We start from the raw sequence: 22,846 nt of genomic DNA, 5'->3' as shown, positions 1-22,846 counted from the left end.
AAGCTAATATACTATACAATGGCATCAAACAAAAAATACTGGAAAAGTGTTGAAGAACTAAACGAAAATAGTTCTATTGTTGAGACGCTAAGAAACAACGAGTTTGTGGAACCAATTCCTGTTGATGAATTTTTAGGTGATAAAGAATCTTTATCTTCTTCGTCAACTACTCGTCGTGACTTTTTAAAATATGTTGGATTTAGCACAGCTGCAGCTTCATTAGCAGCTTGTGAAGGTCCTGTTGTAAAGTCAATTCCTTACGTAGTTCAACCAGAAGAAATTATTCCTGGTGTTGCTGATTATTATGCAACAACAATGGCTGATGGTTTTGATTTTGCTAATATTTTAATCAAAACTCGTGAGGGTCGTCCTATTAAAGTTGAAAATAATAATTTAGAAGGAGCAAAAACTGGTGCAAATGCTAGAGTTCATGCTTCTGTTCTTTCATTATATGATAGTTTACGTCTAAAAAACCCTAAAATTGCTGGAAAGGATGCAACATGGGCAGACGTAAATGCTAAAGTTAAAGCTAGTTTAGAAGATGCTAAAACGAAAGGTGGAAATGTGGTTGTGTTAACAAATACAATGGCAAGCCCTTCAACAGATGCTTTAATTGCTTCTTTAGTTGCAAAATATCCAACAACTAAACACGTTGTTTATGATGCAGTTTCTGAATCAAACGCACTAGACGCTTTTCAAGCAGTTTATGGTGTTAGAGGTTTAGCTAATTATGATTTTTCAAAAGCTAATACAATTGTTTCTGTTGGTGCAGATTTCTTAGGAGATTGGCAAGGAGGAGGTTTTGACGCAGGATATGCTCAAGGTCGCATTCCTAAAAATGGAATGATGTCTAAACATATTCAAATTGAAGCTAATATGTCTTTAGCAGGTGCTAATGCAGATGTCAGAATTCCATTGAATGTAGCAGCTCAAAAACAAGCGTTGGTTAAAATTTATAATATCGTTACTGGCGGTGCTGTAAGTACATCAAAAATTGATAAATATGAAGAAGCTGTTTTAAAAGCAGCTAGTCAATTAAAAGCAGCTGGTTCTAAAGGTGTTTTTGTAACTGGTTTAGATGATGTAAATGCTCAATTATTAGCTTTAGCTATTAATAATGCATTGCAATCTGCAGCTTTTAATCCTTCAGATGCAATCCTTACAAGAAAAGGAGATGCTAAAGCAGTTTCTCAATTAGTTGCTGATATGAAAGCTGGAAAAGTTCACACATTAATTATGAATGGTGTCAATCCAGTGTACACTTTGGCTAATTCTAAAGAGTTTGTTGCGGCATTAAAATCGGTTAAATTGTCTGTTGCTTTCTCAATGAAAGAAGATGAAACTTCAACTTTAACTACAATTGCTGCTGCGGCTCCACATTATCTAGAATCTTGGGGTGATGTTGCAATTACTAGAAGTAATTATAGTATCATGCAGCCAACCATTCGTCCTATATTTAATACTAAACAATTCCAAGAAGCTTTATTAGCTTGGACCGATAATACTATTGCTTATTACGATTTCTTAAAATCTTATTCAGCTTCATTTTTAGTTGGCAAGTCATGGAATCAAGCAGTTCACGATGGATTTGTTGCTTCTGTAGCTAGTCCATTATCAGCTTCTTCTGCTGATTTTAATGCAGCTGCTTCTGCTTTATCACAAGCAAAATCTTCTAATTTTGATTTAGTTTTATATTCTAAAGTTGGAATGGGAGATGGTCAACAAGCTAACAATCCATGGTTACAAGAATTTCCAGACCCTATTACAAGAGTATCTTGGGATAACTACGTAACTATTTCAAAAGTAGATGCTGAAAAAGGAGGGTTTAAAAACTGGAATGTGGCTAATGGAGGTTTAAACGGAAGTTATGCAACAATTAAAGTAGGAAATGCTACTTTAGAAAATGTACCAGTAATTATTCAACCAGGTCAAGCTAAGGGGACTTTAGGTTTAGCCTTTGGTTATGGTAAAAAAGCAGCTTTAAAAGAAGAAATGCAAGTAGGTGTTAATGCTTATGCTTTATACACTAACTTAAATTCGAATCAATCAGCTACTATTACTGTTGCTGACGGTGAGCATGAATTTGCTTGTGTTCAGTTACAAAAAACATTGATGGGTAGAGGTGATATTGTAAAAGAAACTACTCTAGAAGTATTTAACACGAAAGATGCTAAGGAATGGAATCCAATTCCAATGGTATCTTTAGATCATAAGCCTACTGCAACTACTGAAGTTGATTTATGGGATTCTTTTGACAGATCAACTGGTCATCATTTCAATCTGTCTATTGATTTGAACGCTTGTACAGGATGTGGTGCATGTGTTATTGCATGTCACGCAGAGAACAATGTACCGGTAGTAGGTAAATCTGAAGTAAGAAGAAGTAGAGATATGCATTGGTTGCGTATTGATAGATATTATTCTTCTGAAAATACTTTTGCAGGTGATGTTGAGCTAAAAGAAGGTACTTCAGGTTTAATGAATTCGATTGATACTTTCTCAGGAATGGAAGATCCTTCTGAAAACCCTCAAGTTGCTTTCCAACCAGTTATGTGTCAACACTGTAACCACGCACCATGTGAAACAGTTTGTCCTGTTGCTGCAACATCTCACGGAAGAGAAGGTCAAAACCATATGGCATATAATAGATGTGTTGGTACACGTTATTGTGCAAACAACTGTCCATATAAAGTTAGACGTTTCAACTGGTTCTTATATAACAAAAATAGCGAGTTTGATTATCATATGAATGATGATTTAGGTCGTATGGTTCTTAATCCAGACGTTAACGTACGTTCTCGTGGGGTAATGGAAAAATGTTCTATGTGTATCCAAATGACTCAAGCGGTTAAGTTAAAAGCGAAACGCGAGGGTAGATTAGTTGGAAAAGATGAATTCCAAACAGCATGTTCTGCTGCATGTACTAGTGGAGCTATGAAGTTTGGTGATGTAAATGATGAAACTTCTGATGTGGCTAAATTGCTAGAAGATGAAAGAATGTATCATTTATTAGAGCATATAGGAACTAAACCAAACGTGTTCTATCACGTAAAAGTTAGAAACGATAAATAAGTATTAATTAACAGAAACAATATAAAGGATTATGTCGTCTCATTACGAAGCACCCATTAGAAAACCTTTAGTAGTAGGAAGTAAATCTTACCACGATGTAACGGTAGATGTAGCAAGACCTGTAGAGGGTAGAGCGAACAAACAATGGTGGATAGTATTTTCAATCGCATTAGCTGCGTTCCTTTGGGGATTAGGTTGTATGATTTATACTATAACTACTGGTATTGGAACATGGGGATTAAATAAAACAGTAGGTTGGGCATGGGATATTACCAATTTCGTTTGGTGGGTAGGTATCGGTCACGCCGGAACTCTTATCTCAGCCGTATTATTATTATTCCGTCAAAAATGGAGAATGGCGATTAACCGTTCTGCAGAAGCAATGACTATTTTCTCAGTAGTTCAAGCAGGTTTATTCCCTATTATTCACATGGGACGTCCATGGTTAGGATACTGGGTATTACCAATTCCAAATCAATTCGGATCACTATGGGTTAACTTTAACTCACCATTATTGTGGGACGTATTTGCAATTTCAACTTATTTATCGGTGTCATTAGTTTTCTGGTGGACTGGTTTATTACCTGATTTTGCGATGTTACGTGATAGAGCAGTTACTCCATTTACTAAAAGAGTATATTCTATATTATCTTTTGGATGGTCGGGTAGAGCTAAAGATTGGCAACGTTTTGAAGAGGTTTCTCTTGTGTTAGCTGGTTTAGCAACTCCTCTTGTACTTTCTGTACACACTATTGTATCCTTTGACTTTGCTACTTCTGTAATTCCAGGATGGCACACCACAATCTTACCTCCATACTTCGTTGCAGGAGCTATTTTCTCAGGATTTGCAATGGTAAATACTTTACTTATTATTATGAGAAAAGTATCTAACTTAGAAGATTATATCACAGTACAACATATAGAATTAATGAACATCGTAATTATGATTACAGGTTCTATCGTAGGTTGTGCCTATATTACAGAGTTATTCGTAGCTTGGTATTCTGGAGTAGAGTATGAACAATATGCATTCTTAAATAGAGCAACTGGTCCTTACTGGTGGTCATATTGGTTAATGATGACTTGTAATGTAATTTCTCCGCAAGTAATGTGGTCTAAGAAAATTAGAACTAATATTATGGCTTCATTTATCATTTCAATTGTGGTAAACGTAGGAATGTGGTTCGAGCGTTTTGTAATTATCGTTACCTCTTTACATAGAGATTATTTACCATCTTCATGGACTATGTTTCAACCAACTTTTGTTGATGCGGGTATATATATTGGAACAATTGGATTCTTCTTTGTGTTATTCTTATTATATTCTAGAAGTTTCCCAGTAATTGCTCAAGCGGAAGTTAAAACAATTTTAAAATCTTCTGGAGATAATTATAAAAAAGAAAGAGAAGATCACGGTCACAATCATTCAGATAATCATTAATATTATGAGTAATAAAGTAATACACGCTATATATAATGATGATGATGTTTTAATGGATGCTGTAAAACAAACTAGAGCAGCTCATCATCATATTGAAGAAATATATACTCCATTTCCAGTTCACGGATTGGATAAAGCAATGGGGTTAGCTCCAACAAGAATTGCTATAGCCGCATTTCTATACGGAATAACTGGACTTTCAATATACACAGCTTTGATGAATTTCATTATGATTAATGATTGGCCTCAAGATATTGGAGGTAAACCAAGTTTTAGTTACATTGATAATATGCCAGCATTTGTGCCTATTATGTTTGAAGGAACTGTTTTTTTTGCAGCTCACTTAATGGTAATTACTTTTTATATGAGAAGTAAATTATGGCCATTTAAAAAAGCTGAAAATCCAGATGTAAGAACTACAGATGACCATTTTTTAATGGAAGTAGGTGTTCACGGAAATGAAGAAGAATTAGTTTCTTTTTTTACAAGTACAGGAGCAGTTGAAGTTAAAGTAATTGAAAAGCATTAAGAAGTAGTTATGAAAAGATTATATAAAATAGTAGCAGTGGTAGGTTTGTCTTTTATGGCAACTTCTTGTTTCGATAAATCTAAACCTAACTATCAATTTTTCCCAAATATGTATGAAGCAGTTTCTTATGAGACTTATTCAGAGCATGGAGTTTTTAAAGGTGGAGTAGAAGCACAAACCCCAGTGAAAGGAACAATTAAAAGAGGTTTTGTGCCTTATGAAATTCCGAATACTCCTGAAGGTTATGCTTTAGCAAAAGCTACTTTAAAATCACCACTTGATTCTTTAAGTTTAAATGCTGAAAAAGGAAAGGAATTATTCAATATTTATTGTGCAATTTGTCACGGTGAAAAAGGTGATGGGAAAGGAAACTTAGTAGTTAAAGAAAAATTCTTAGGAGTTCCTAACTATAAAGATAGAGAAATTACAGAAGGAAGTGTTTTTCACGTAATCACTTACGGTTTGAACTCAATGGGTTCTCATGCTAATCAATTATCGCAAGAAGAAAGATGGCAAGTAACAGATTATGTTTTAAAACTTAAATCAGAATTATAATACTAATACTTTTTGAAAATAATAGATATGTACACGTTTTCAAGTAAATTAAAAACTTTTTCATTCATCTTGATGGCTCTTGGAGTTGTCGGGATAGTTGCAGGATTTTTGAATGCTCCTAAAACTATTGAGGATGTTGAAAAATTGTTAGCAGATAGTCATCATAAAGAGGCATCTCATTCAGAAAAAGTTTCACATGATGCACATGCAGCTCACGCTGTAGAAGCAACTCACGCTGAGGCTAAAGTTGTTGACTCTGTTAAAGTTGAAGCTGTTGATTCTACTCATGCAGTAGTTGAAGCTGTAGATAGTTCTGCTGTTGCAGCAGTTGCTGTTGCTGAAACCCATTCTGATAATCACGATTCTCATAAAAAAGATGAAGTTGCGCATAGTGATGAAGAACACCAAAAACATTTAGAACACGTACTTCATCAATTACAAAACAAACCATGGTCTGCTTTGTATGTTGCTTGTATTTTCTTTATGTTAATTTCTGTTGGAGTTCTTGCTTTTTACGCTATCCAATATGCTGCACAAGCAGGTTGGTCTCCAATTTTATTTAGAGTAATGGAAAGTATAACAGGATATTTATTACCTGGATCTATCATTTTCTTTATTTTGTTAGTAGCAGCAAGTATGCACTGGGGGCATAATCATATCTTTGTATGGATGAATCCTGATGTGATTAATCCAAAACATGCAGATTATGATAAATTGATAGATTTAAAATCTGGATATCTAAATGTTCCTTTCTTTTTAGGAAGAGCTGCTGTTTTCTTGATTGTTTGGAATTTATATAGATATTTTTCAAGAAAGAATTCATTAGCTCAAGATGCTGCTTCTGATAATTCTAACTATAAGAAAAATTTCAAATTAGCTGCTGGATTCTTAGTATTCTTTATTGTTTCTGAATCTATGATGTCTTGGGATTGGATTATGTCTGTAGATCCTCATTGGTATAGTACATTGTTTGGTTGGTATGTGTTTGCAAGTTTCTTCGTAAGTGGAATTACTGTAATTGCTATGACTACTTTGTATTTAAAATCTAAAGGATATTTAGAACAAGTTAATACAAGTCATATTCATGATTTAGCTAAATTCATGTTTGGAATCAGTATTTTCTGGACATATTTATGGTTTTCTCAATTTATGTTAATTTGGTATTCAAATATTCCAGAAGAGGTTACTTATTTTGTAACTCGTATAGAGCATTATAGATTGCCTTTCTTTGGTATGCTAGCTTTAAACTTTATATTTCCATTGTTAATATTAATCAATACTGATTTTAAACGTTTAACATGGATTGTTGTAATGGCTGGTACAGTAATTTTATTCGGACATTATATTGATTTCTTCAATATGATTATGCCTGCAACAGTTGGTGATCAATGGTTTATAGGTTTACCAGAAATTGGAGCCTTATTGTTTTTCTTGGGATTATTTATATTTGTGGTATTTACTACATTAACTAAAGCTCCATTAGTAGCTAAAGGAAATCCATTCATTGAGGAAAGTAAACATTTTCATTATTAATAGTTAAAAAGAAATAAAAATGACAAGTTTCTTGGTATTTACAGTTTTAGTTTTAATCGGAATTGCAGTATGGCAATTGACTAAAATTTTTGATTTGACACAAATTGGAAGCACTTCTGCTGATTCAGAAATTGCTAACGATAAAGATAATAGTGTTAATGGTTACTTAATGTTTGCTTTTGTTGGATTCATTTATGTATTCACAATTTATTCATTATATGCTTGGAGTGATTTAGTTTTAGGAACTCCAGCTTCTGAACATGGAAAAGATGTTGATAGCTTGATGGCTATTTCTATGACATTGATTTTCTTTGTTCAAACATTTACTCAGTTTTTATTACACTACTTTGCTTTCAAATACAGAGGAAAAGAAGGACAAAAAGCATTATATTTTGCTGATAATAATAAATTAGAGGCTATTTGGACTATCATTCCAGTAATTGTATTAGCAGGTTTAATCATGTATGGTCTATATACTTGGAATAATATAATGTTTGTCGATGAAGAAGACAAACAAGACGCTATTGTAATTGAGTTATACGCCAAACAATTTGGTTGGGAAGCTCGTTATGCTGGTGATGACAAAACTTTAGGTAAAGCTAATGTTAGATTAATTGAAGGTATTAATACTTTAGGTGTTGATTTAGCTGATCCAGCGGCTCAAGATGATAAAGTGGTTACTGAATTGCATTTGCCTGTTGGTAAAAAAGTAATTTTTAAAATGCGTTCTCAAGATGTTTTACATTCAGCTTATATGCCTCATTTTAGAGCTCAAATGAACTGTGTGCCAGGTATGATTACTCAATTTTCATTTACTCCAACGGTTACTACCGCTGATATGAGAACTGATGCTGCAATAGTTGCAAAAGTTGATAAAATTAATAAGATTAGAACTAAAAATAGCGCTAAAATTGTTGCTGAGGGTGGAGCAGCTTTAGATCCTTACACATTTGATTACTTGTTATTATGTAACAAAATATGTGGTTCTTCTCACTACAACATGCAAATGAAAATTGTTGTCGATACACCTGAAGAATTTAAAACATGGTTGTCTGATAAACCAACTTTGGCTCAACAATGGAAAGAGGCTAATGCACCTAAACCTGTTGAAACAGCAGTTGCTCCAGCAGTCGATTCTACAAAAGTTGTAGCTCAAGTTATTAAATAAGAATTTTTATATCACATATAATAGAATTAATATGTCACACGAACACGGTCATCATAAAGAAACATTCATTACTAAATACATTTTTAGTATTGACCATAAAATGATAGCAAAACAGTACCTAATTTCAGGTTTATTAATGGGTATTGTTGGGGTTGTTTTATCTTTATTCTTCCGTATGCAAATCGCATGGCCAGAAGAATCGTTTGAAATTTTCAAAGTTTTCTTAGGAGATAATTTTGCACCAGATGGTGTAATGCGTAATGATATTTACCTTGCTTTGGTAACTATCCACGGAACAATTATGGTATTTTTTGTACTAACTGCAGGTTTGAGTGGTACATTTAGTAACTTATTAATTCCATTACAAATTGGAGCTAGAGATATGGCTTCTGGATTCATGAACATGCTATCTTTCTGGATGTTCTTCGTTTCTTGTATCATAATGATTTCTTCTCTGTTTATTGAATCAGGACCAGCATCTGCAGGGTGGACAATTTATCCTCCTTTAAGTGCTTTACCTCAAGCTATTCCTGGTTCTGGATTAGGTATGACTTTATGGTTGGCTTCAATGGCAATTTTTATTGCATCTTCTTTAATGGGATCTTTGAACTATGTTGTAACAGTTATCAATTTAAGAACAAAAGGAATGACAATGACAAGATTGCCTTTAACAGTATGGGCTTTCTTCGTAACTGCAATTATTGGTATCGTTTCTTTCCCAGTATTATTTTCTGCAGCTTTGTTATTAATTTTCGATAGAAGTTTTGGGACATCATTCTTCTTATCAGATATTTTCATTCAAGGTGAAGTTTTACATTATCAAGGTGGTTCTCCTGTATTATTCGAGCACTTATTTTGGTTCTTAGGTCACCCTGAAGTTTACATCGTATTATTACCTGCTTTAGGTATTACTTCTGAAATTATTGCTACAAACTCTAGAAAACCTATTTTTGGTTACCGTGCTATGATTGCTTCTATTTTAGCAATTGCATTTTTATCAACTATTGTTTGGGGTCACCACATGTTCGTATCAGGTATGAATCCTTTCTTAGGTTCTGTATTTACCTTTACAACATTATTAATTGCAATTCCATCTGCTGTAAAAGCATTCAACTACATTACAACTCTATGGAAAGGTAATTTACAATTAAATCCTGCAATGTTATTCTCTATTGGATTAGTATCTACATTTATCACAGGAGGTTTAACAGGTATTATTCTTGGAGATTCAACTTTAGATATTAACGTTCACGATACTTATTTCGTAGTAGCTCACTTCCACTTAGTAATGGGTATATCTGCACTTTACGGATTCTTTGCTGGTGTTTACCATTGGTTCCCTAAAATGTTTGGTAGAATGATGAACAAAAACTTAGGTTATGTTCACTTCTGGGTAACTGCAGTTTGTGCTTACGGAGTTTTCTTCCCAATGCACTTTATTGGAATGGCTGGTTTACCAAGACGTTACTATACTAACTCTGCATTCCCATTATTTGATGAATTAGCTGATGTGAATGTTTTAATTACAATTTTTGCTATTGTTGGTGCTGCTTTCCAAATTGTATTTTTCTGGAACTTTTTCTATAGTATTTTCTATGGTAAGAAAGCGACTCAAAACCCATGGAAATCTAATACTTTAGAATGGACTACCCCAGTTGAACATTTACACGGAAACTGGCCTGGTGAAATACCAGAAGTACATAGATGGCCATATGATTATAGTAAACCAGGTCACGATGATGACTTTGTGCCTCAAGTGGTTCCAATGAAAGAAGGAGAAGAAGTTTTACACCATTAAGATTTTTTCTACAATATACAAACCTCTCCTATTGGAGAGGTTTTTGTTTTATAACTTTACTTATCTTTGCTCTTATGAATGATAATTTAAATCCTAATAAAGAATCGTATTCTCCGCAAGATATTGATATCGAAAAAGCTTTGCGTCCTTTAAGTTTTGATGATTTTTCTGGTCAAGAACAAGTTCTGGAAAACCTAGTCGTTTTCGTTCAAGCTGCTAATTTGCGAAAAGAAGCTTTAGACCATACTTTGTTTCATGGGCCTCCTGGTTTAGGAAAAACAACGTTGGCAAACATCTTGGCAAACGAGTTAGGAGTTGGAATTAAAATTACTTCTGGACCTGTTTTGGATAAACCCGGCGATTTAGCTGGTCTATTGACAAATTTGGAAGAAAGGGATGTTTTATTTATTGATGAAATTCATCGTTTAAGTCCAATTGTAGAAGAATATTTATATTCTGCAATGGAAGATTTCAAGATTGATATCATGATTGAATCTGGTCCAAATGCAAGAACAGTTCAAATCAACTTGAATCCGTTTACTTTAGTTGGGGCCACCACTCGTTCTGGATTATTAACTGCACCAATGCGTGCTCGTTTTGGAATTCAAAGCAGATTACAATATTATAACACCGAATTACTAACCACAATTGTACAACGTAGTTCATCCATTTTAAAAATGCCAATTACAATGGAAGCGGCAATTGAAATCGCAGGTAGAAGTAGAGGAACTCCTCGTATTGCTAATGCTCTATTGCGTCGTGTTAGAGATTTTGCCCAGATTAAAGGAAACGGAAAAATCGATATCGAAATTGCAAAATTTGCACTAAAAGCACTTAATGTAGATGCACACGGTTTAGATGAAATGGATAATAAAATTTTATTAACCATTATCGAAAAATTCAAAGGAGGACCAGTTGGATTATCAACCTTGGCAACCGCTGTTTCAGAAAGTGGAGAAACCATTGAAGAGGTATACGAACCTTTCTTAATTCAAGAAGGTTTCATCATGAGAACGCCAAGAGGAAGAGAAGTAACCGAAAAAGCCTACAAGCATTTAGGAAAAATTAAAAATAATATTCAAGGAGGTCTTTTTTAGTTTGATTGAAAATAAAGAAAAATACGCTCAACTTATAAAAGCCGAATCAATAAGACTCGGCTTTCTCTCTTGTGGTATTTCCAAAGCTGGGTTTCTAGAAGATGAAGCTCCAAGATTAGAAAATTGGTTGAAGAATCAAATGAATGGTCAAATGAATTACATGGAAAATCATTTTGACAAACGTTTGAATCCAACTTTATTGGTAGGTGATGCTAAAAGTGTGATTTCGTTATTATTGAATTATTATCCTTCTGAACTTCAAAATCAAGATTCCTATAAAATCTCAAAATATGCTTACGGACAAGATTATCATCATGTCATAAAAGAGAAGTTAAAGGAATTATTATATTTCATTCAAACTGAAATTGGTGAAGTTTCTGGTAGGGCTTTTGTAGATTCGGCGCCAGTTTTAGATAAAGCTTGGGCCGCAAAAAGCGGTTTGGGTTGGGTTGGAAAAAATAGCAATCTGATCACGCAAAAAGTTGGTTCGTTTTATTTTATAGCCGAATTAATCGTTGATTTGGATTTGGAATACGATAAAACAACTACAGATCATTGTGGTACTTGCACAGCTTGTATTGATGCTTGTCCTACTGAAGCTATTGTTGAACCTTATGTTGTTGATGGGAGTAAATGTATTTCTTATTTCACTATTGAATTGAGAGATAATTTACCACAAGAAATGAAAGGGAAATTTGATAATTGGATGTTTGGTTGTGATGTTTGTCAAGACGTTTGCCCATGGAATCGGTTTGCAAAACCACACGATGAGTCTTTATTGAAATCAAATGAATCTATATTAAAATTTTCCAAAAAAGAATGGGAAGAAATAACTGTTGATGTTTTTCAAAAAGTATTTAAAAACTCTGCCATTAAGAGGACAAAATATGAAGGACTTTTGAGAAATATTACTTTTCTGAAGTAGATTCTCGTTCTATGATACTAGTGCCTAATTCTATGGTTTTCGGGATAAAATCTAAAGATTCTTTTTTTTGATTTATTTCTTCTAATAATAAATTAAATGATTGTACTCCCATTTCATAACTTGGTTGGTCTACCGTACTTAGTTTAGGACTAATAACTTGTGACATAAACCAATTACTAAAGCCAATTACTTTAATTTGATTCGGTACAATAATATTTTGCTCATTAAAAAAAGCCAGAACACCTACTGCGACTAAGTCAGTAATTACAAAAATACCATCAATATCTGGATGATTATTTACAATTTGCTTGGCAAACTCTTTGCCTTCTTCAAACGTAACATTTTTGCAAGTATATACTAATTTATAATCAAAAGGGATGTTGTGTTTTTCTAAGGCTTTTTTATAACCTAAAAACCTATCTATGGCATTTTGAGGATTTACAGGACCTCGAATATGAGCTATTTTTTTACAGCCTTTACTAATTAAGTGTTCTACAGCATTATAGGCGGCTTTTTGGTCATCTATGATTACTTTTGAACAATTTATAAACTTTGAGATCTTATCAAATAGTACAAATGGTATTTCTCGCTTAATAATTTCTTTAATATGCTCATCGTCGTTTGATTCATTTGAAAGAGACATTATTATTCCATCAACTCTTTTGTTTATTAATAATTCAACTTGCTTTTTTTCTAATTCCAAAGACTCATTAGATTGAAGTATTATTACTAAGTACCCGCTTTTTTCTGCTTCTTCAATAATACCATTAATTACATTGGAAAAAAAATGGTGGACTACTTCAGGGATTATTAAACCAATGGTCTTCGATTCTTTAGTTCTGAGATTTACTGCGAAACTATTTGGTGTATATTGTAAATTTTTTGCTAGTTCTAAAACGGCATTCTTCGTTTTGGGACTAACATCAGGATAATTTTTTAATGCTTTTGATACTGTTGTTATAGATATTCCTAATGTATCTGCAATTTGTTTAAGTGTAATATCTTTCATTTAACAAATATGATAAAAAAAAATCAATATTAAAATCGAAAACGTTTTCGGTTATTTCGAAAACGTTTTCGATAAATATTTCGCATTTTTTATATCTTAAAAATATAATTTCGAAATATTAAACAAACCAATTTTATTAATCAAACAAAAATTTTAAAATGAAAAAAATTACTAATTTTTTGAAGAACATGTTTTTTTTGATGGCAATATTGCTATTCAATCAAGCATTTGCTCAAAGTGGTGTTTTATCAGGTAAAGTTACAGACAGCAAAGGGGAAGCTGTTATTGGTGCAAATGTTGTTGCGGGATCAAATTCCACAATGACGGATAGCAACGGTATTTATACTTTTTCTTCTGTTAGTAATGGTTCAATTACAATTTCCACTTCTTACATTGGATTTCAAACTAGTGTCAAAGAAGCGATTGTTGAAGGAAATACTACTGTTGATTTTGTATTACAAGAAGAAACTTCAGACTTAAATGAAGTGGTGGTTACAGGTGTAGTTAATCCAAAAACTAAGTTAAAATCAAGTGTTTCGATAACCACTGTTAACGCGAAGCAAATTGAACAGTCAGCACCAAGATCGACAGCAGAAATTTTTAGAACTATTCCTGGTATTCGTTCGGAATCTTCAGGAGGGGAAGGAAATTCAAATATTTCTGTTCGAGGGGTGCCAATTTCTTCTGGAGGATCAAAATATTTACAAATTCAAGAAGATGGATTGCCGGTACTTTTATATGGTGATATTTCTTTTGGTACAGCAGATATTTTTACAAGATTTGATAGAAATGTAGCTAAAATAGAAGCTATTCGTGGCGGGTCTGCTTCTACATTATCTTCAAATTCACCAGGTGGAATTATCAATTTCATTAGCAAAACTGGAAAAACTGATGGAGGAAGCATGGCAACAAGCTTTGGTTTAGATTATAATGATTTTAGAACAGATGTAGAATATGGTTCTAGAATTGGAGAAGGACTATATTTTCATGTTGGTGGGTTTTACAGAGCAGGTGAAGGGGTGAGAAGTCCTGGTTTTACTGCAAATAATGGAGGTCAGTTCAAATTTAATGTTACTAAAGAATTTGAAAACGGTTCTGTAACAATTTATACTAAATTCTTAAACGATAGAGCGGCTGCATATATGCCAATGCCTATCAAAGTTACAGGTACAAACTCAAATCCAAATTGGGATAGTGTAAGTGGATATGATGCAACAACTGGAGCATTACAATCAGTATATTTAAGTCAAAATGTTGGATTAGGACCAGATGGTGAATTAAGAAGAGGAAAAGTAGCAGACGGAATGCATCCTGTATCTAAAACAATTGGAGCATCGATAAATTTTGATTTACTAAACGGTTGGAAATTATCAAATAATGGGCGATTCTCTTTTAATAACGGGCAATTTATTGCGCCATTCCCTGCTGAAGTTGCATCTGCTGCTTCAATTGCAAATTCTTTCGGAGCAGGTTCTACATTAAGTTATGCAAATGATGGGGCTCCATTTAATACAGCAAATGGTCTAGTGGCAAGAATACATATGTTTGATGTTCAGTTAAACAATTTTAACAACTTTATGAATGATTTCCGTATCACTAAGAAATATGATAAAGTAGGAATAACTGCTGGTTATTTTAAATCTATTCAAAATATTTCAATGTCTTGGTTATGGAATTCATATCTTCAAGAAGTTTCGGATAATAATCCTCGTTTAATTAATGTTACTGACGCTAGTGGAAATTTATTATCTCAAAATGGATTGTATGCTTATGGTGTTCCATATTGGGGAAATTGTTGTACAAGAAATTATGATACTCAATATAATGTTTCTGCTCCTTATGCAAACGTAACTTTGGATGCTACTGATAAATTATCTTTAGAAGGAGGTATACGTTATGATAAAGGGCAAGTTGACGGATCGTTTTCAGGTGCTGTTCAAACAGTTTATGATATTAATAATGATGGTGATATCTCTACTCCAGAATCAAGTGTTTCTGCTGTTGATACAGCAAATGCTACGGCTGTAGATTATGACTATGGATACGTTTCTTATACTTTAGGAGCAAACTATTTATTAAATGAGCAACAATCTTTCTTTGTGAGATATAGTAAAGGTGCTTCTGCAAAAGCAGATAGAATTTTATTTTCTGGATTAAATTATTTAGATGGAGACAAAATCAATTCATTAGATTATTTAGCACAAGCTGAATTTGGATATAAAAGAAAATTCTCAAAAGGATATTTATATGCTACTTTATTTAGCTCTGCAACAACAGAAGAAGGCGGATTTGAAGCATCCTCAAATAGTATAATTGATAATGACTATAAATCGTATGGATTAGAATTAGAATCATCATATGATGTAAATGAAGATTTAAATTTTAGAGGTGGATTTACATATACAAAAGCTGAAATAACTTCTGGAGCAAACGATGGAAATCAACCAAGAAGACAACCAAAATTAATGTATAACTTTATTCCAACTTATAAATTTTCACAAAGCAATAACACATTAGGATTAAGCTTTATTGGTCAAACAAAAGCATATGCACAAGATAATAATGAATTAGTTATGAATGGTTTTGTAATTGTTAACGGATTTGTTGAGTTTGGATTAACTAAAGGATTATCATTGAATGTAGCGGGTAATAATTTACTTGACACGTTAGCTATTACTGAATCAGAAGAAGGTAGTATAACAGAAAACACTACAAACATTGTTAGAGCAAGACCTTTGCCAGGAAGATCAATTTCAATGACTTTATCATATAAGTTCTAATTAAATTATTTCATGCTTAGTTTATAATTCCTGTACCAATGTAGAATGTAGCATTGGTATGGGAATTATTTTTAAAACTAATGTATTTTTACAATATGGATTACTAAAAAAAATTACAGATGAAAAAGTTATTTTTCCTAATTATTTTCTTTTTTGGAATTGCCCAAAATGAGTTAATTGCCCAAGAAACTCAAAAAATAGCTACAGAACAGAAAACAATTATTATTTATGGAAGTGATGAATGTCATCATTGTATAGAAACCAAAGCTTTTTTGAAAGAAAAAAAAATGGATTTTGTTTTTTATGACATTGATAAAAACCCTGAAGCTTTAAAAGAAGTGCTTATAAAATTAAAGAATGCAAATATTAGTACTTCAAATCTTGGAATACCAGTAGTTGATAAATATGGAGTACTATATACTAATAATGGTGATTTTCAAGAATTTCTAAAAAAATTAGAATAAATGAATAAAATAAAATTAAGCTTTTGGCAAATCTGGAATATGAATGTTGGTTTTTTTGGCATTCAATATAGTTTTGGATTACAACAAAGTGCTGTAAACCCTATATATGATTTTTTAGGAGCTACACCAGATGAGATTCCTTTGTTAAACCTTGCTGGTCCAGTAACAGGATTGCTAGTACAACCTATTATCGGAGCATTAAGTGATAAAACGTGGCATCCAAAATTTGGCCGTCGTAAGCCTTACTTTTTTATTGGAGCTTTATTGTGTAGCTTATGTTTGTTGGCTTTCCCTTATAGTAGTTCATTATGGATGGCAGCTGGATTGCTTTGGATTTTAGATGCAGGGAACAATACTGCAATGGAACCATATAGGGCATTTGTAGCAGATAAATTGAATGACGATCAGCAGCCACTTGGTTTTCAGATGCAAAGCTTTTTTACAGGTTTTGGACAAACTTTAGCTAACCTTTCATTATTTATTTTTCCATTGATTTTTATTGGAAAAACAGGTTCATTACCTACTTGGGTATACGCTTCATTCTTTTTAGGGGCCATTTGTTCAATTGGCTCTATTTGGTGGAGTATGCGAACTACATCTGAAATTCCACCATCAGAGGCAGAAATTGCTCAAATGAAAACCAGAAAAGGAGGGTTGTGGCATCCATTAGTGGAAATTTTTTTAGCAATTATTGAAATGCCAAAAGTGATGTGGCAATTGGCTTTAGTTTATTTATTTCAATGGTATGCTTTGTTTTGTTATTGGCAAAATTCATCCAAAAGTATTGCTCTGTCTGTTTGGAGTGCTACCCCAAAATCTAATCCAGAAGCATATGAAAAGGCAGTTAGTTGGACCGGATTAGTAAATGGATGGTATAATATTGTAACTTTTTTAGTTGCTTTCTTGTTAGTTGGTTATGCAAAAAAGTATGGTGCTAAATATGTACATGCAGCGTGTTTGTTTATCGCGGCAATTGGGTTTTTAGCATTTCCGCATATCGAAAACAAAAACGTATTATTTTTTGCCATTACTGGTTTTGGAATAGGATGGGCAAGTATGATGGGTATCCCATATCTAATGATTGTGTCTAATATTCCAAAAGAACGTTATGGGGTATATATGGGGATTATAAATATGATGATTGTAATTCCTATGATTTTTCAGAATCTTACGTTTGGTTATATTTTAAAACATTTTCTAGATAATGATCCAAGAAATGCAATCACTTTTGCAGGTGTATTTTTGCTGATTGGAGGTGTATTTACCCTGTTTATTAAATCAAAAAAACAAGTTACAGTTTAAATTATGAGCGATATTTTTTATAATAAATCGATAGAATTATTGCATAAAGTAGCTACGCCGAATGGTTTTTTAGCAAGTGCGGAAAGCACCTCAAATTATCAAAGAGTTTGGGCTAGAGACGGTGTGATTTGTGGATTAGCAGCATTAGCTTCTGGGAATGAAAAATTGATTGAAACATTTGAAAACACACTTGAAACGTTAGCTAAATATCAGCATAAGACAGGAACAATTCCTTCGAATGTTTTAATTACAGAAGATGAAATAGAGGTTAGTTATGGTGGTTTAGCTGGTAGAGTAGATGCAGTAACTTGGTTTATTATAGGAGTTTGTCAGTATGGATTTTATATAAACGATTTTGATTTTGTACAAAAACATTCTTCAAAAATTGAAAAATGTATTGCTTTATTAGAATCGTGGGAATTTAATAATAAGCATCTTTTATATGTGCCACTTTCAGGAAATTGGGCCGATGAATATATTACAGATGGTTATGTTTTATATGATCAATTATTACGAATTTGGGCTTTAAATAGCTATAATCATTTTATCAAAAGTGATGAAATTAGCGCAAAAATAAGCGCAATAACAACTCAAATTGAAATCAATTTTACTCCCAAATCTACCGGGGAAAAGTTTCATCAAAGAGCTTATGATGGGCTAATATATCAAGATTTTATGCCTTGTTCGTTTTCACCATCAGGTTATAAATCTCAGTTTGATGCTTTTGCTAATTCTTTGGCATTGTTGTTAAACATCGGATCTTCAGAATTTCAAAACAAAATTGTTCAGTATTCATTTCAATTAGCTACTGCAAATAAATTAGGATTGCTACCAGCATTTTGGCCACCTGTATTTCCAGAAGACGAACATTGGAATTTACTTAAGAACAATTGTAAATACGAATTTAGAAATTTTCCTTATGAATTTCATAATGGCGGAAGTTGGTCAATGGTCAATGGTTTTTTTGGATTAGCTTTACTATCAAAGAATGAAATCGAGAAGACATCTTTTATTTTAGGCAATATAAATAAAGCCAATGCAGCAGCAGATTTTTCATTTTATGAGAATTTCAATACAAATACACAGGAACCAAATGGAGTTGCTTATTGCGCTTGGAGTGCAGCAGCAAGCATTTTAGTACATCAATCATTACATAATAATTTTAAATTTTTATTTTAGTTTGAAAACTATAGATATTATAAGCATAGGAGAAGTATTAATTGATTTCATAGGCCATGAAGTCAACACGTCTATTAATAGAACTAAAGATTACCATCGTTTTTTGGGAGGCTCTCCGACCAATGTTGCGGTTAACGCCTCTAGGTTGGGTTTAAATACAGTTCTTGTAGCCTCTTGTGGTCAAGATGGATTAGGGGATTACATAGTTAGAAAATTAAAATCAAATAATGTAAATACAGACCATATACAAAGATCTGATGTAACACCAACGTCGGTAATTTTTGTTTCAAAATCTACAGACACACCTGATTTTATTCCGTTCAGACAAGCCGATTGCGAAGTATATGAAAATCAACTGCCAGAAGAAGTGATTGCAAATGCTAAAATATTTCACACCACCTGTTTTGCATTAAGTAAAAATCCAGCTCGACAAACTATTTTAAATAGAGCCAAGAAAGCCAAAGAATTAGGTTTGAAATTAAGTATTGATATTAATTTTTCTGAAAAAATTTGGACTGATAGAGAAGAAGCTAAATTAATTTTAAAAGAATATTTAGCCAATGATCCATTAGTAAAACTAAGTGAAGATGATTGTTACCGATTATTTGCAGAAGCAAAGTCTGAGGAATATATTTTTGATTATTTTCATGGTCTAGGTGTTACCACAATTTGTTTAACAAAAGGGAAAAAAGGAGTTGTGGTTTCAGATTTAAATCACGGATTATTTTTTCAAAAAGCACTAGAAATTCACGAAATTAAAGATACTACTGGAGCAGGAGATGCATTTTGGACCGGATTTTTATATGCACAAATTCAAAATAAAGCAATTGAAGAGAGTATGTCAATTGCTCAAAAATTAGCCGCAATAAAACTACAAAATGTAGGGAGATTACCAGACAACATTAATCTTAACCAAATTTTGCAAGGTTAAATATCAAGTCTAGTTCATTTTAAGTTATGTAAAAAAAGTTGCAGTTTTAAAATTGCAACTTTTTTTATGAATGTTTTTTTTAAAGATTATGGTTAAAAATTTCTCATTTTATGCGCATACCATTATATTTGTAAGTTAGTAAAATATAAAACCATGCATAAAGATAGTAAACGTAGAGAAGCCTTATTATATCACGCAAAACCAACTCCTGGTAAAATTCAGGTAGTTCCCACAAAAAAATATGCTACTCAAAGGGATTTAGCTCTAGCTTATTCTCCAGGTGTTGCAGAACCTTGTTTAGAAATTGAGAAAGACGTTAACAACGTTTATAAATATACCGCAAAAGGAAATTTAGTAGCTGTAATATCAAATGGAACAGCTGTTTTAGGTTTAGGTGATATTGGCCCTGAAGCTTCAAAACCAGTAATGGAAGGTAAAGGATTGTTATTCAAAATATTTGCAGATATCGATGTTTTTGATATTGAAGTAGGGACAAAAGATATTGAAGAATTTATCGCTACAGTTAAAAATATTGCTCCAACTTTTGGTGGAATTAACTTAGAAGACATCAAAGCGCCAGAATCTTTCGAAATTGAAAGACGTTTAGTGGAGGAGTTAAATATTCCTGTAATGCATGATGATCAGCACGGAACCGCTATTATTTCATCAGCTGCCTTATTAAATGCTGTTGAATTGGCAGGCAAAAAAATGGAAGAAGTTACTATGGTAATTTCTGGAGCAGGTTCTGCAGCCATTGCATGTGCTAATTTGTATGTTTCTTTTGGCGTAAAACCAGAAAATGTAGTAATGTTTAATAGTAAAGGTGCATTGCGAAAAGATGATCCAAAAATATCTGACATGCAACGTGTATATGCTACTGATAAACACTATGATGATTTAGCTCATGCTATGAAAGGTGTAGATGTTTTTGTGGGATTATCAACAGGAGATATCGTGACACAAGAAATGTTATTATCAATGGCTGATAACCCAATTGTGTTTGCCATGGCAAATCCAACACCTGAGATTAACTACGATTTGGCTATTGCAACAAGAAAAGATATTATCATGGCAACTGGTCGTTCAGACCATCCAAACCAGGTAAATAATGTATTAGGTTTTCCATTTATTTTTAGAGGTGCTTTAGATGTTAGAGCTACTAAAATTAATGAGGAAATGAAAAAAGCAGCTGTTGTTGCTTTGGCTAATTTAGCAAAGGCTTCAGTGCCAGAACAAGTTAATATCGCTTACGGAGAAACTAAATTAACATTTGGTCGCGATTATATTATTCCAAAGCCTTTTGACCCAAGATTAATTGCAGAAGTTCCACCAGCAGTTGCAAAAGCTGCAATGGATTCTGGTGTAGCATTAGCGCCAATTACAGATTGGGAAAAATATAGAGATGACTTATTAGAACGAATGGGTTCTGATAATAAAATGATACGTTTGCTAACCAATAGAGCTCGAACAAATCCTAAACGAATTATTTTTGCTGAAGCCGATCAAATTGATGTTTTAAAAGCAGCACAAATTGTTCATGAAGAAGGTATTGGTTTCCCAATTTTATTAGGAAATAAAGAAATTATTAAAGAACTAAAAGAAGAAATTGGTTTTGATACCGAAGTGCCAATTTTTGACCCAAAAACAAAAGAATCTGAAGCAAAAAGACATTCATATGCACAACATTTTTGGGAGTCCAGAAGAAGAAAAGGTGTAACTTTATATGAAGCTGAAAAATGGATGCGTGAACGTAACTATTTTGGTTTAATGATGGTCAATACTGGTGAAGCAGATGCAATGGTAACTGGTCATTCCAGAAGTTATCCTTCAACTATTAAACCAGTTATGCAATTGATTGATAAAGCACCAGGAGTTTCAAAAATTGCGACTACTAATATGATGATGACGGCTAGAGGTCCAATTTTCTTGTCGGATACAGCGATTAATCCAAATCCATCTGCTGACGATTTAGCAAGAATAGCATTAATGACTGCAAAAACAGTGAGAATGTTCGGTATGGAGCCAGTAATTGCAATGATATCTTATTCAAATTTTGGTTCTTCTCAAAATGAAGGTCCAAATAAAATAAGACAAGCGGTAGATTATTTACATGAAAATTTCCCAGACTTAATTGTAGATGGAGAAATCCAAACAGATTTTGCTTTAAATTCAGAAATGTTGAAAAGTAAATTCCCGTTTTCTAAATTAGTAAATAAAAAAGTGAACACACTTATTTTTCCAAATTTAGATGCAGCTAATATTACTTATAAATTATTGAAAGAATTAAATAAAGCGGAATCAATTGGACCAATAATTCTTGGTTTAGATAAGCCTGTTCACGTGTTTCAATTAGGAGCAAGTGTTGAGGAAATGGTAAATATGGCAGCTGTAGCTGTAGTTGATGCACAAGAAAAAGGAAAGAAAAAACAATAATTGATTTTTATATGATAGCTCACATTCAAGGTAGATTAGTAGAAAAAACACCAACAGAAGTTATAATCGACTGTAATGGGGTAGGATATCATATTAATATTTCATTGCACACATTTTCATTATTACCTGATTCTGAAAGTTTGAAATTATTTACTTTTTTGCAAATTAAAGAAGATGCACATATATTATATGGATTTGTAGAAAAGCAAGAACGCGAATTATTTAAACTATTACTTTCGGTTTCTGGAGTTGGAGCAAGTACTGCTAGAACCATGCTTTCTTCTTTAGCTCCTAACCAAATTATTCAAGCAATCGCTTCAAATGATGTTGGAACAATGCAGTCAATGAAAGGTATTGGAGCAAAAACCGCACAACGTATTATTCTTGATTTGAAAGAGAAAGTGTTAAAAGTATATAGTTTAGATGAAGTTTCAGTAATTGAAAGCAATACAAATAAAGATGAAGCGTTATCTGCTTTAGAAGTTTTAGGTTTTGCTAGAAAAGCAGCTGAAAAAGTAATAGATAAAATCATTAGAGAAACCCCAAATGCCTCTGTTGAAAACTTAATAAAACAAGCTTTAAAAAATTTATAAAACTTGGAAAAAACAGCAATAAAAGCAATAGGTAAGT

The 22,846-nt window shown here is 32.8% G+C and carries 17 protein-coding genes; 16 read left to right on the top strand and 1 reads right to left on the bottom strand.

Annotated features, from left to right (window positions below):
- The first annotated feature begins 18 nt into the window (after positions 1-18).
- The 9 genes from VK164_RS09030 to queG all read left to right on the top strand — a co-directional run bounded on the left by VK164_RS09030 (position 19) and on the right by queG (position 12,118).
- Positions 19-3,072, top strand: a complete 3,054-nt coding sequence (locus VK164_RS09030) for a TAT-variant-translocated molybdopterin oxidoreductase (protein ID WP_324209030.1) — start codon at positions 19-21, stop codon at positions 3,070-3,072.
- A 31-nt stretch (positions 3,073-3,103) separates the two neighbouring features.
- The gene (gene nrfD, locus VK164_RS09025) at positions 3,104-4,513 is read left to right on the top strand and encodes an NrfD/PsrC family molybdoenzyme membrane anchor subunit (protein WP_166234833.1); all 1,410 of its coding nucleotides are present in this window, start codon (positions 3,104-3,106) and stop codon (positions 4,511-4,513) included.
- Between the two features lie 4 nt (positions 4,514-4,517).
- Positions 4,518-5,042, top strand: a complete 525-nt coding sequence (locus VK164_RS09020) for a DUF3341 domain-containing protein (protein WP_166234831.1) — start codon at positions 4,518-4,520, stop codon at positions 5,040-5,042.
- 9 nt (positions 5,043-5,051) lie between these two features.
- Positions 5,052-5,597: a c-type cytochrome gene (locus tag VK164_RS09015; protein WP_166234829.1), complete on the top strand. Its 546-nt coding sequence runs from the start codon at positions 5,052-5,054 to the stop codon at positions 5,595-5,597.
- 27 nt (positions 5,598-5,624) lie between these two features.
- A complete protein-coding gene (locus VK164_RS09010) occupies positions 5,625-7,130 on the top strand; it encodes a quinol:cytochrome C oxidoreductase (RefSeq protein ID WP_324209029.1) in 1,506 nt (501 codons plus the stop codon).
- Positions 7,131-7,149: 19 nt separating this feature from the next.
- Positions 7,150-8,298, top strand: a complete 1,149-nt coding sequence (locus tag VK164_RS09005) for a cytochrome c oxidase subunit II (protein WP_324209028.1) — start codon at positions 7,150-7,152, stop codon at positions 8,296-8,298.
- A gap of 31 nt (positions 8,299-8,329) precedes the next feature.
- On the top strand, positions 8,330-10,096 hold the full coding sequence (locus VK164_RS09000; protein ID WP_166234823.1) for a cytochrome c oxidase subunit I: 1,767 nt from the start codon (positions 8,330-8,332) through the stop codon (positions 10,094-10,096).
- 74 nt (positions 10,097-10,170) lie between these two features.
- Entirely contained in the window at positions 10,171-11,193 is a 1,023-nt protein-coding gene (gene ruvB, locus VK164_RS08995; protein ID WP_324209027.1) for a Holliday junction branch migration DNA helicase RuvB, read from the top strand.
- A 1-nt stretch (position 11,194) separates the two neighbouring features.
- Complete coding sequence (gene queG, locus VK164_RS08990; RefSeq protein WP_324209026.1) at positions 11,195-12,118, top strand: tRNA epoxyqueuosine(34) reductase QueG; 924 nt, start codon at positions 11,195-11,197, stop codon at positions 12,116-12,118.
- Here queG and VK164_RS08985 read toward each other — a convergent pair.
- The gene (locus VK164_RS08985) at positions 12,102-13,127 is read right to left on the bottom strand and encodes a LacI family DNA-binding transcriptional regulator (protein ID WP_324209025.1); all 1,026 of its coding nucleotides are present in this window, start codon (positions 13,125-13,127) and stop codon (positions 12,102-12,104) included. The genes queG and VK164_RS08985 overlap by 17 nt on opposite strands.
- A 158-nt stretch (positions 13,128-13,285) precedes the next feature.
- On the opposite strand from VK164_RS08985, the gene VK164_RS08980 reads away from it, so the two are divergent.
- The 7 genes from VK164_RS08980 to ruvA all read left to right on the top strand — a co-directional run bounded on the left by VK164_RS08980 (position 13,286) and on the right by ruvA (position 22,809).
- Entirely contained in the window at positions 13,286-15,907 is a 2,622-nt protein-coding gene (locus VK164_RS08980) for a TonB-dependent receptor domain-containing protein (RefSeq protein WP_324209024.1), read from the top strand.
- A 119-nt stretch (positions 15,908-16,026) separates the two neighbouring features.
- A complete protein-coding gene (locus VK164_RS08975; protein WP_324209023.1) occupies positions 16,027-16,371 on the top strand; it encodes a glutaredoxin family protein in 345 nt (114 codons plus the stop codon).
- Positions 16,372-17,673: an MFS transporter gene (locus VK164_RS08970; protein WP_324209022.1), complete on the top strand. Its 1,302-nt coding sequence runs from the start codon at positions 16,372-16,374 to the stop codon at positions 17,671-17,673.
- A gap of 3 nt (positions 17,674-17,676) precedes the next feature.
- The gene (locus VK164_RS08965) at positions 17,677-18,852 is read left to right on the top strand and encodes a glycoside hydrolase 100 family protein (RefSeq protein ID WP_324209021.1); all 1,176 of its coding nucleotides are present in this window, start codon (positions 17,677-17,679) and stop codon (positions 18,850-18,852) included.
- A gap of 1 nt (position 18,853) precedes the next feature.
- On the top strand, positions 18,854-19,783 hold the full coding sequence (locus tag VK164_RS08960; RefSeq protein ID WP_324209020.1) for a carbohydrate kinase family protein: 930 nt from the start codon (positions 18,854-18,856) through the stop codon (positions 19,781-19,783).
- Positions 19,784-19,936: 153 nt separating this feature from the next.
- Positions 19,937-22,216: an NADP-dependent malic enzyme gene (locus tag VK164_RS08955; RefSeq protein WP_324209019.1), complete on the top strand. Its 2,280-nt coding sequence runs from the start codon at positions 19,937-19,939 to the stop codon at positions 22,214-22,216.
- A gap of 11 nt (positions 22,217-22,227) precedes the next feature.
- A complete protein-coding gene (ruvA, locus tag VK164_RS08950; protein ID WP_324209018.1) occupies positions 22,228-22,809 on the top strand; it encodes a Holliday junction branch migration protein RuvA in 582 nt (193 codons plus the stop codon).
- The last annotated feature ends 37 nt before the right edge of the window (positions 22,810-22,846 follow it).

Source organism: Flavobacterium sp. (assembly GCF_035299005.1).
Lineage (GTDB): Bacteria > Bacteroidota > Bacteroidia > Flavobacteriales > Flavobacteriaceae > Flavobacterium.
Note: the sequence above shows the minus strand (reverse complement) of the source record. Positions and strands in the feature narration are given on the sequence as shown.

Excerpts from the sequence above, each read along its gene's own strand:
- VK164_RS09030 (WP_324209030.1), top strand. The coding sequence starts at position 19 with ATGGCATCAAACAAAAAATACTGGAAAAGTGTTGAAGAACTAAACGAA.
- nrfD (WP_166234833.1), top strand. The coding sequence starts at position 3,104 with ATGTCGTCTCATTACGAAGCACCCATTAGAAAACCTTTAGTAGTAGGA.
- VK164_RS09020 (WP_166234831.1), top strand. The coding sequence starts at position 4,518 with ATGAGTAATAAAGTAATACACGCTATATATAATGATGATGATGTTTTA.
- VK164_RS09015 (WP_166234829.1), top strand. The coding sequence starts at position 5,052 with ATGAAAAGATTATATAAAATAGTAGCAGTGGTAGGTTTGTCTTTTATG.
- VK164_RS09010 (WP_324209029.1), top strand. The coding sequence starts at position 5,625 with ATGTACACGTTTTCAAGTAAATTAAAAACTTTTTCATTCATCTTGATG.
- VK164_RS09005 (WP_324209028.1), top strand. The coding sequence starts at position 7,150 with ATGACAAGTTTCTTGGTATTTACAGTTTTAGTTTTAATCGGAATTGCA.
- VK164_RS09000 (WP_166234823.1), top strand. The coding sequence starts at position 8,330 with ATGTCACACGAACACGGTCATCATAAAGAAACATTCATTACTAAATAC.
- ruvB (WP_324209027.1), top strand. The coding sequence starts at position 10,171 with ATGAATGATAATTTAAATCCTAATAAAGAATCGTATTCTCCGCAAGAT.
- VK164_RS08985 (WP_324209025.1), bottom strand. The coding sequence starts at position 13,127 with ATGAAAGATATTACACTTAAACAAATTGCAGATACATTAGGAATATCT.
- VK164_RS08980 (WP_324209024.1), top strand. The coding sequence starts at position 13,286 with ATGAAAAAAATTACTAATTTTTTGAAGAACATGTTTTTTTTGATGGCA.
- VK164_RS08975 (WP_324209023.1), top strand. The coding sequence starts at position 16,027 with ATGAAAAAGTTATTTTTCCTAATTATTTTCTTTTTTGGAATTGCCCAA.
- VK164_RS08970 (WP_324209022.1), top strand. The coding sequence starts at position 16,372 with ATGAATAAAATAAAATTAAGCTTTTGGCAAATCTGGAATATGAATGTT.
- VK164_RS08965 (WP_324209021.1), top strand. The coding sequence starts at position 17,677 with ATGAGCGATATTTTTTATAATAAATCGATAGAATTATTGCATAAAGTA.
- VK164_RS08955 (WP_324209019.1), top strand. The coding sequence starts at position 19,937 with ATGCATAAAGATAGTAAACGTAGAGAAGCCTTATTATATCACGCAAAA.
- ruvA (WP_324209018.1), top strand. The coding sequence starts at position 22,228 with ATGATAGCTCACATTCAAGGTAGATTAGTAGAAAAAACACCAACAGAA.